Consider the following 10,219-nt stretch of genomic DNA (forward strand, 5'->3'; position numbering starts at 1 on the left):
TAATCCGGTCACGTGTCAGTTATCAAAAAGTTTTTAGGTCAGACAGCTGTATATGGTCTCAGTACCGTATTCTCAAGGCTGTTTAATTTTATCCTAACGCCATTATTTACCAAGGTTTATGCGACAAGCGTATATGGCATCTTTACTACCTTATATAGTTATGCCTCGCTGATCAATGCAGTACTCGCCTTTGGGATGGAAAGTACTTATTTCAGGTACCTGAACAAACATGAGGATAAAAAGCAGGAGGTATACAACAATTCTTTTCTTTGTATTGCCTTTATTGCGCTGCTGTTCCTGATCACGGGTTCTGTTTTTGCCAACGGTATTGCCTCATGGATCAATAACGGGCATGAAGCGCAGGTGCTGGATTACCAGTTGTATATCCGTTTTTTTGTATGGCTGCTGTTTCTGGATGCAATCTGTGTGATTCCTTTCGCAAAACTAAGGGCTGACAACAAAGCTTTTAAATACAGCCTGATCAAGTTTTTGAATATCGGCTGCTTTGTAGGCTTTAATCTATTTTTTATTTATGTGGTACCGCTGATCATCAAAAGTCAGGGGCCGGTTGGGACCTGGTTTGAATCATGGTACCGCCATGGATGGGTAGGATATGTTTTTATTTCCAACCTGATTGCCAGTCTGGTGACATTTGTATTGCTGCTGCCAGAATTTTTACAGATCAGGTTCCGTTTTGACAGAGAGTTGTTTTCAAAGATGCTTTCCTACAGCTGGCCGATACTGGTGGCTAACCTGTCATTCATCGTGAATGAAAACCTGGATAAGATTGTGCTGAGCAGGTTGCTGCCAGATGAGATTGCAGATGGGCAGGTAGGTATCTATGGGGCGGTGTGTAAGATCGCGATATTTCTGAGCATTTTTATTACGGCTTTCAGGCTGGGTGCAGAACCATTTTTCTTTAGCCATGCCAAACAGGCGAATGCAAGAAACACGTATGCAGTGATCCTCCATTATTTTGTGATCGCTTTATCGCTGTTGTTCCTTGGACTGGTAGCAAATATTGAAATTCTGAAACATTTTATTGCAGAAAACTACTGGGTCGGATTACCGGCAGTACCGTATCTGCTTTTCGGCTATGTCTGCCTGGGAATTTATATGAACCTCTCTATCTGGTACAGGTTATCGGATCAAACGAAGTATGGCTTATACATCTCAATGGTAGGCGCAGTGATCACCATTGTTTTCAACGTGATCCTGATCCCGAAATTTAGTTATATGGGCTCTGCATGGGTGTCAATGCTGGCTTACTCAGTCATGATGGTGATATCTTATGTTCTGGGCCAGAAGTATTATCCGATACCCTACAAACTGAACAGAATCCTGGTGTACCTGCTGACCTCACTGGTATTGGTGGTACTCTCTTTCTGGGTATTTCACAGGAATATCTATATCGGCAACGGCCTGCTGCTGCTGTTCCTCGCGGGAATATATTATGTAGAAAAGGACGAAGTAAAAGCGCTGCTTAAAAAATAATATCATATACGAATAACCATATATTACAATGAAGATCAATATTATCAACAAATCAGGACTGGCATTACCACAATATGAAACTGCACATGCCGCCGGAATGGACATGAGAGCGTTTACGCCGCAAGAGATTGTGATTAAACCTTTACAGCGTATTCTTGTCCCAACAGGATTACATATTGAACTTCCTGTGGGTTACGAAGCGCAGATCCGTCCGAGAAGTGGTCTGGCCTATAAACATGGGATCAGCATTGTTAACTCTCCGGGAACAATTGATGCGGATTACCGTGGCGAGATCAAAGTGCTGCTGGTAAACTTGTCTGATACGGATTTTGTGATCAATAACGGCGACAGGATTGCGCAGATGGTCATTGCAAAACATGAAACCATCAGCTGGGAAAGCGTAGACGTACTGAGTGACACTGCACGTGGCGAAGGTGGCTACGGGCATACTGGTAAATAAAAAATATCATGTTTAGAATTGTTGTTTTATGCGGTATACTTTTAACAGGAATGCAGGCTGCAGCGCAGCAGGCAGTGACCCCTGTACGTGACAGTAGCCTCATTAAACAACTTTTCTTTGCAGGGCTGAAAGATAAACTGAACGAAAATTACGACAAGAGTAATGAGAGTTTCAGCAGGATTACAGCCATAGACCCGCGCAATGCTGCTGCATGGTATGAAATTGCCCTGCTGAATTTCAGGCAGAACAGAATGCCCGAAGCAGAGACGGCAATCAAAACGGCTGTGGGGCTGGACAAGGATAATCTCTGGTACTGGAAACTCATGGCGGAGCTTTATAAAAGCACCGGCAATATGGAGAAGCTGATCCCTGCATTTGACCAGCTGATCAGGCTTTCTCCGGAACAGAAGAATTTCTATTTTGACCGGGCAAATGCTTTATCCATAGCCGGGAAAAAAGAAGAGGCTCTGGCGGCATACACGCTGCTGGAAAAGAAATTTGGTCCTTCGGCTTCGCTCAACAGGGCAAAACAGAGGGTTGCTGCCGAGCCATTGCCAGCTGATTCTATGGCCATGGCGACACTGTATGCAGGACAGAAGAACTTCCAGGCTGCTGCCCGTATCCTCAAAAATATTGCTCCCGCACATCTCGACGACCCCTTGTACTTTGCGCTTTCGGGCGATATCCTCTACGAGAACGGAAACCTGCCGGCGGCACTGCGTAGTTATCATAAGGCTTTGAAAATAAGCGATCAGCTTTACGGTGTCTGGGAAAAGGTTTTGAATATACATATCCTTCTGGGGCAGTATAAGCAGATGATTGAAATGGGTGAAGCCGCTTTATCGGTTTATCCAAATCAGGCGATCCTGTATTACTATATGGCTTTTGCGCTGCACCGTGAAGAGAAGAACAGCGCGGCCCTGAGCAATATTAAAACCGCGCTTTCGCTGGATGGTGAAAACAAGGAGTTGCAAGCCTTGATTTTTGCTTTGCAGGCGGAGATCCTGATTGATGAACGTAAACCGGATGCGGCAGATGCGGCCTTCGACAAGGCCATCAGGCTTGATCCGAAGAATTACCTGATCATGAATAATTACGCTTATTATCTCGCGCTGCGAAATGAGAATCTCAATAAGGCGATTACATTGATAGATGTTGCAGCCCGGGCATTGCCCAATGACGCTTCCATAGCAGACACCTATGCGCTGGTTTTATTTAAAGGTGGTAAGTATACGATAGCCAGAACCTGGATAGAAAAGGCGCTGGAAAACAAGGAGGCGGGAAATAGTGTTTACCTGGAGCATTACGGGGATATCCTGTTTTTGCTGGGTGAGGCAGATAACGCAGTGCTGCAATGGAAAAAATCGAGGGATGCAGGGAATGATTCAACGCTGCTTAAAAGAAAAATAGATGAGAAAAAATACGTTAAATAGCCTGCTGCTGCTGTCGCTGATTTTCATAGCTGCAGGATGTAAGTCGAAAAAGGCTGTGGTAAAAGCACCTTCTGTGGCAGAGACACCTGCGCCGGTGCTGAATACTAAAAAACTGGAGAACCTGAAGACTTTGAAATCAAAGGATCTCCCTTTCAATACGCTTTCCCTGAAGGGCAAGGTAAGTATGGAAATAGAAGGCAAAGAGAATGGCGTATCTGTGAATGTGAGAGTGAAAAAAGATGAAAAGATCTGGATCAGCCTGACTGCGATTGCGGGAATTGAGGTAGCACGTGCGCTGATCACCCCGGACAGCCTGATTGTGAGAAACAACCTGCAGTCGGTAGCCCTCAAAAAGCCTTTCAGCTATATCTACAGGTTTGCCGGTAAACAGGTCACCTTTAAGATGTTACAGTCGGTGCTGACAGGGAATACCATAGATGAACTGATGACAGAACAGTCGGTAGTTGAGCTCAACGGAGGTATCTTTACGCTTACAGGCGATAAGAGCGGCCTGGGTTACCGGGTGTTGTTTAATACACTGCTGAAAACCGCTGAACTGAACCTGAATGACGCCAGGGCTGGTCAGGCCCTGAAGGTAAACTATGGCGAGTATCAGGATGTAACGGGAGCACTTTTCCCATCCGTCACCAGAATTAACTCCGTTTCAGGTACAAAAAAAACCAGCATTGCATTTGATTTTAACAAGATAGAGCGTAATGTTCCGCTTGATTTTCCGTTTAGTGTTCCCAAAAGGTTTGAGTTAATAAACTAATTTTTTTATACTTTTGATGCAATGAAGCTACACAAATTACTTTTCTTTCTTTTATTTTTTGCGTTTGTATCCACTGCGGTTGCGCAAAGCAGTTCACAGCTGAAAAGAAAAAAAGAAGCCATACAGCGGGAAATTGAACTCTTACAGCGAAATCTGAACAAGGCTTCACAAAGCAAGAAGCTTACTTTAGGGGAGATCCGTGCGCTGAGCACCAAGATTGACCTGATGCAGAATAAAATCACGGTGATTAACTCGGAGATAAAAAACCTGGACAGTGAGATCCATGAAAATACGAACACCGTACATTCACTACAGGGTCAGCTGGCGCAGTTAAAAAAAGAATATGCCGGGATGATCAGGTTTGCACAGCGCAACAGGAACTCATACGACAAGATGATGTTCATCTTTGCGGCGCGTGATTTTAACCAGGCCTATAAAAGAATAAAATACCTGCAGCAATTTGGTCAGTACCGCAAGAAGCAGGCTGATTATATCCAGGGAACAGAAAAGAACTTAAACTACAAGATTGTAGTACTTGACAAGAGTCTGAAAGCAAAAAGCAGTTTGCTGAAGGAACAGGAGTCGGAGCAGGATAAACTGGCAAGGAACAAGAAAGAGCAGGCTTCTGTGCTCAACAAGGTAAGCAGACAGGAAAAAGAGCTTGGCCGTGATATTGCAAAGAGGAAGAAACAGCAGTCGGCCATAGACAGGGCGATCAGGGATGCAATTGCGCGTGAGATTGCCATTGCCAGGAAGAAAGCTGAAGACGAAGCCCGTGCTGCTGCTGCAAGAGCAAGGGCAGAGAATAAGGCTGCACCTGTAGAGAAGGCAAAAACCAGTAGCAATTACCTGACATCTACACCTGAAGCCGCGAAATTATCCGCTGGCTTTGAGAACAACAGGGGACGTTTGCCATGGCCGGTAGGACAGGGATCGATCACCGAAAACTTTGGAAGACATACTGAAGGTGAAGCAAGCTATACCAATGACGGGGTGAATATCCTGACAGCTGACGGAGCGGCAGTAAGAGCGGTATTTGGCGGAGAGGTGCTTTTTGTGAGGATGATACAGGGTATTTATGTTGTGGCTATCCGTCATGGTGATTACTTTACGATCTATCAGAACCTGAGATCTGCTTCGGTAGCGAAAGGCGACAAAGTGGAGACACGCCAGACGATAGGATCTGTTGCCACAACCTCAGATGGGCCAGTGTTACATTTTGAAATCATGCGCGGTCAGGCTAAGCTGAATCCGGAGGCGTGGATAGCAAAATAAATAATTGGGTTTAAAATGATTATATTTGTTGAGATTTATTAATTTGTTGATATGAATTTTGGAGTGATATTAGAGTTTTTAAATATGGGCGGTGGAGAAATCATGCTGATCCTTGGCGTGGTGCTGTTGTTATTTGGGGGTAAGAAATTACCTGAACTGGCAAGAGGACTTGGTAAAGGTATCAGGGATTTCAAAGATGCGTCCGAAGGTGTGAAGAGAGAAATCCACAGGAATATCAATGCAATGGATATTGACGACGATCTGAAAGCTGAGAACGAAAAATACGAGCAGCAGCATCCGCCGGTAAATACACCAACTTTAGAGGAGCAAATGTACCCTACTGCTGCGGCAGCTGCGAGTACGGCTACACATGAAGAAGTGGAAATCCCTGCTTCGGAAGCTCCTGATGAAGTGGTATCAGAAGCACCGGAAGTTCCGGTTGAAAATGCAGAGCAGCCTGAGGCGAAACCTGCACCAGCACCACTGGGTACGCCAATTGCAGCTTATTCTGCAACCGCTGCAGCAGCAAAGTCAAATGCAGTTCCGGAACCGGAGACAGTAACGCCGGAGACGGCATCAGCTGATGAAGCCCCGGCGGCAAAAGCTGAGCAGCCTGCAGCTGAAGCTCCAAAAGCTGAGGCTCCGAAAGCTCCTGAGACAGTGACGCCGGAAACGGCATCAGCAAAAGCTGAGAAACCTGCAGGCAAAGCTCCTGAAGCCCCAAAAGTTGATGCAGCTGCATCAGCAGCACCTGCGGTTGAGACGGTAACGCCTGACACGCATCAAACAGTTCCTTCAGAAACAGAAAAAAAATAAAATTTAATTCTTACGATCATGTTGAATACAACAATATTAGCTGCCTTGGGCACACCAGAAATCCTTATTATTTTAGCGGTTGTTCTATTGCTTTTTGGCGGTAAAAAAATTCCTGAACTCATGCGCGGACTTGGTAGAGGCGTAAAAGAATTCAAAGACGGTAAAGACGGCGCGGATGATTCAGTTGAATCAAACCACACCAATACCCATAAACCTTTGTAGGTTTAATTTTTGAATTGCTAACCCTTTAATTGCCGCTTACAGTTTGAAGAAGTATACATCTTTATCAGAGATACAAGCATTGATTGATCAAAAAAAGCTTGTTCTTCCTGATCTGCTTGACCACTATTTTACACAGATAGAAAATCATATAAACCTCAATGCATTCAACGAGGTTTTTTTTGACTCTGCAAAAAAACAAGCGCAGGAAGTGCAGCAAAAGGTCAATAATGGCACTGCGGGGAAACTTGCAGGGATGGTCATTGGTATCAAGGATAATATACTTTACAAGGATCACGCTACTACCGCTTCTTCAAAGATGCTGGAGGGTTTTGTGTCTCCTTACTCGTCGACCGTTGTGGAGCGGCTGATTGCTGAAGACGCCATCATCATTGGCAGGTTAAACTGTGATGAATTTGCGATGGGCGGTTCAAACGAAACCTCTTATTACGGACCGGTACGCAATGCTGCGAATACAGAGATGGTAGCCGGTGGCTCATCCGGTGGTTCTGCGGTTGCAGTACAGGCTGATCTTTGTCTTTCTGCCCTTGGTACCGATACCGGTGGTTCGGTGAGACAACCCGCTGCTTTTTGCGGATGTTTTGGCTTTAAGCCTACTTACGGACGTATTTCGCGCTATGGCGTAATTGCTTATGCTTCTTCCTTTGATCAGGTAGGTACGCTGACCTCGTCGGTCACTGATGCAGCCCTGCTGATGGAAGTGCTCGCCGGCGCTGATGCATACGATAGTACCGTATCGACTTTGCCGGTTCCTGCTTACACTGCGAAGCTGGATGATCAGGGTAAAAAGAAAATTGCAGTGCTGAAAGAAACACTGGAAAGCGAGGGACTTGATCCTGATATCAAATCTTCCATTCTTGCCGCGATTGAAGAATTCAAAGCTCAGGGACACACGGTAGACTATGTATCGTTTGATCTGCTGGAGTACCTGGTGCCTGCCTATTATGTATTAACAGCTGCTGAAGCCTCTTCTAACCTTTCCAGGTATGATGGGGTACATTACGGATACCGCAACCTGCAGGCAGAAAACCTGAACAACTTATACAAAAAATCGCGTGCCGAAGGCTTTGGGGATGAAGTAAAAAGAAGGATCATGCTGGGTACTTTTGTACTGAGTGCAGGATACTATGATGCTTACTACCAGAAAGCCCAGCGTGTAAGAAGGATGATCAGAGATAAAGTTGAAGAGCTTTTTCAAAGCTACGATGTGCTCTTAAGTCCTGTTGCACCAACTCCGGCCTTTAAAATCGGGGACAATATCCAGGACCCGCTGGTGATGTATCTTGCTGATATATACACTGTACTGGCCTCTCTGAGTGGTATTCCTGCAATTGCAGTACCTCTGGGCAATAATTCATCAGGTTTACCGTTAAGCTTACAGTTAATGGCAAAACATTTTGAGGAAGATGTTTTACTTTCTATAGCAAAGAGTTTTAGCACCCCTAAGCGCTTATGATAAGAAATGTACTTGTAGTAATGTTCTCTGTACTCGTTGGTTTAACTGCTGCAGCACAGGAAAAAATAAACAAGCTGGATTCCATCTCCCCGATCAGCTTTCTTTCAACGACCTATACAGGTGACACCACCGCGGTACCAGCGGTTCTTGAAAATCCATTATTCTACAATTACAATTTCACTTACAAAAAACGTCTGGATTCCATTCAAAGGGAAATTCCGCTGACCTATAACGAATCTGTACAACGCTATATTGATGTTTATGCCGGCCGGAAAGAGATGATGGGTAAGATGCTGGGGCTTTCAGAATATTATTTCCCGATTTTTGAAAATGCGCTTAAAGCTTTTAGTGTGCCTGCTGAACTCAAATATCTGCCGATCATAGAATCTTCAATGAACTCTCACGCGATTTCGAGAGTAGGTGCTACGGGTTTATGGCAGTTTATGTTTACTACCGCTAAAGGCTACGGTCTGAACATGGATAATTATGTGGATGAGCGTAAAGATCCGATCCAGGCGAGTTATGCCGCTGCAAAATATTTTAAAGATGCTTATGCAGAGCTGGGCGACTGGCTGCTGGCGATAGCTGCCTACAACTGCGGAACGGGTAACGTAAACCGTGCCATTGCAAAAGCTAACTCAAGGGATTTCTGGGCGATCAGACCATTCCTGCCGATGGAAACAAGAAATTATGTACCTGCATTCATCGCGGCGATCTATGTGATGAACTGTCCTGATAAACACCAGATTCTGGCACAGAAGTCGCTTTTTGCGATCAAAACTGATACTATCCAGGTGAACCGTTACGTATCCCTGACTGAGCTTGCAGAAGCGATGTCTATGGATGAAACAGATCTTTGTACTCTGAACCCTTCTTACAAGAAAAAGATTGTGAATGGATCTGCAGACTTACCAAAAAGGATCATCATGCCAAAGGTCAGTCTGGCGAGTTATGCCAACATCTATGAAGTATTGAATGACCATACTCTGGCGGCCAGTCCTCAAATCATTCTGGCATCCAATGACGACAGGAGAATTCAAAAGAAGCGCAGGGAGCCGGTGACTGAGAAACCTGCTTTAAAATACCACAAGGTAAGCGCAGGACAAAACCTGACTACCATTGCCGATCAGTTCGGGGTAGAAGTACAGGATATCAAAGTATGGAATAAACTAAAAGGGAATAACATTGTTCCCGGACAGAAATTAATCATATCCAAAGACGGTGCTGCCGCCGGGCACACTGAAGCGCGTACAACCAAAAAATACATTTCTTACAGGGAACGCTCAAATGGAGTTTCCAAGTCCTCAGGAAGGCTTTAAAGGCCCTCATTCTTTTTGTTCATTCCTGATACAGTCTTCTTATTGCTCAAATATTATCTGATATTCGTATATTCTTCGCATGAATTATGTGGGGAGAAAATTTGTGTAGGTAAATTTAATACACAATAAAGAATTTAATAATATTTCTCTATTAACTTTGGCTCAAAAAACAGCAATATGTGATCATGTAGACCTGAAATCCATCTCTTTATTAAACGCTCCTTTAGTAAAAGTTTAGATTAACGAAAAGCTCAGAGTAATCAAGGTGTTGCAAATCATTATCAATGGTAGATTCCTTTTAGTAGCTTTAACACATTGATTTTAGCGAAAAAATAGAAAAATATGTACGATTATATTGATGGCAGGCTGACGTTTAAATGTCCTGCTTATGTTGTGGTTGAAGCTGGTGGTATAGGATATCATATCAACATATCACTGAATACCTACAGTGCACTGGGAGCTGGTGAGCGTTGCAAGATGTATGTTTGGCTCCATGTAAAAGAGGACGCACACACGCTTTATGGATTTATCGATGAAGGAGAACGACGGTTGTTCCTGCACCTGATCTCGGTGTCGGGCATCGGGCCAAATACCGGCAGGATGATGCTCTCATCGATTACCCCGGCAGAGATTCAGACTGCCATTGTCAATGCAGACTTACCACTGATCCAGCGGATCAAGGGTATTGGTGCGAAATCCGCACAGCGCTTAGTATTAGAACTTCAGGATAAACTGAAAAAAGAAGGTACGGGATCTCTGATCGCGGCCCCGCTGAGCAATACAACGAGGGAAGAATCATTATCTGCCCTGATGATGCTGGGCTTTGCAAAATTACCGGCAGAAAAAGCCATCGATAGCGCCATTAAAAATGGTGGAATGGACCTGACTGTTGAACAAATGATAAAAATAGCTTTAAAGAATTTATAAGACCAAATAGCCTGTACCTATATTTTT

General features: G+C 44.4%; 10 protein-coding genes. All 10 read left to right on the top strand.

Annotated elements, in window-relative coordinates; genetic code table 11:
- Positions 1–12: 12 nt before the first annotated feature.
- On the top strand, positions 13–1,494 hold the full coding sequence (locus OQY15_RS19045) for an oligosaccharide flippase family protein (protein WP_265793521.1): 1,482 nt from the start codon (positions 13–15) through the stop codon (positions 1,492–1,494).
- A gap of 28 nt (positions 1,495–1,522) precedes the next feature.
- Entirely contained in the window at positions 1,523–1,954 is a 432-nt protein-coding gene (dut, locus tag OQY15_RS19050) for a dUTP diphosphatase (protein WP_265793522.1), read from the top strand.
- An 8-nt stretch (positions 1,955–1,962) separates the two neighbouring features.
- A complete protein-coding gene (locus OQY15_RS19055; RefSeq protein WP_265793523.1) occupies positions 1,963–3,387 on the top strand; it encodes a tetratricopeptide repeat protein in 1,425 nt (474 codons plus the stop codon).
- The gene (locus tag OQY15_RS19060) at positions 3,365–4,159 is read left to right on the top strand and encodes a DUF4292 domain-containing protein (RefSeq protein ID WP_265793524.1); all 795 of its coding nucleotides are present in this window, start codon (positions 3,365–3,367) and stop codon (positions 4,157–4,159) included. The genes OQY15_RS19055 and OQY15_RS19060 overlap by 23 nt, the downstream gene beginning before the upstream one ends.
- Before the next feature lie 21 nt (positions 4,160–4,180).
- Positions 4,181–5,434, top strand: a complete 1,254-nt coding sequence (locus OQY15_RS19065) for a peptidoglycan DD-metalloendopeptidase family protein (protein WP_265793525.1) — start codon at positions 4,181–4,183, stop codon at positions 5,432–5,434.
- A gap of 51 nt (positions 5,435–5,485) precedes the next feature.
- Entirely contained in the window at positions 5,486–6,250 is a 765-nt protein-coding gene (gene tatA / locus OQY15_RS22380) for a twin-arginine translocase TatA/TatE family subunit (RefSeq protein WP_322973388.1), read from the top strand.
- 18 nt (positions 6,251–6,268) lie between these two features.
- Positions 6,269–6,472, top strand: coding sequence for a twin-arginine translocase TatA/TatE family subunit (tatA, locus tag OQY15_RS19075; RefSeq protein ID WP_265793526.1), 204 nt, complete (start codon positions 6,269–6,271; stop codon positions 6,470–6,472).
- Positions 6,473–6,515: 43 nt separating this feature from the next.
- The gene (gatA, locus tag OQY15_RS19080; protein ID WP_265793527.1) at positions 6,516–7,946 is read left to right on the top strand and encodes an Asp-tRNA(Asn)/Glu-tRNA(Gln) amidotransferase subunit GatA; all 1,431 of its coding nucleotides are present in this window, start codon (positions 6,516–6,518) and stop codon (positions 7,944–7,946) included.
- Positions 7,943–9,265 (top strand): lytic transglycosylase domain-containing protein, encoded by a 1,323-nt coding sequence (locus OQY15_RS19085; RefSeq protein WP_265793528.1) that lies wholly within the window; start codon positions 7,943–7,945, stop codon positions 9,263–9,265. Before gatA ends, OQY15_RS19085 begins: the two co-directional genes overlap by 4 nt.
- Before the next feature lie 342 nt (positions 9,266–9,607).
- Positions 9,608–10,192: a Holliday junction branch migration protein RuvA gene (gene ruvA, locus OQY15_RS19090; RefSeq protein WP_265793529.1), complete on the top strand. Its 585-nt coding sequence runs from the start codon at positions 9,608–9,610 to the stop codon at positions 10,190–10,192.
- Positions 10,193–10,219 lie beyond the last annotated feature (27 nt).

It is taken from the genome of Pedobacter sp. MC2016-15 (assembly GCF_026239695.1).
Classification (GTDB): Bacteria; Bacteroidota; Bacteroidia; order Sphingobacteriales; family Sphingobacteriaceae; genus Pedobacter.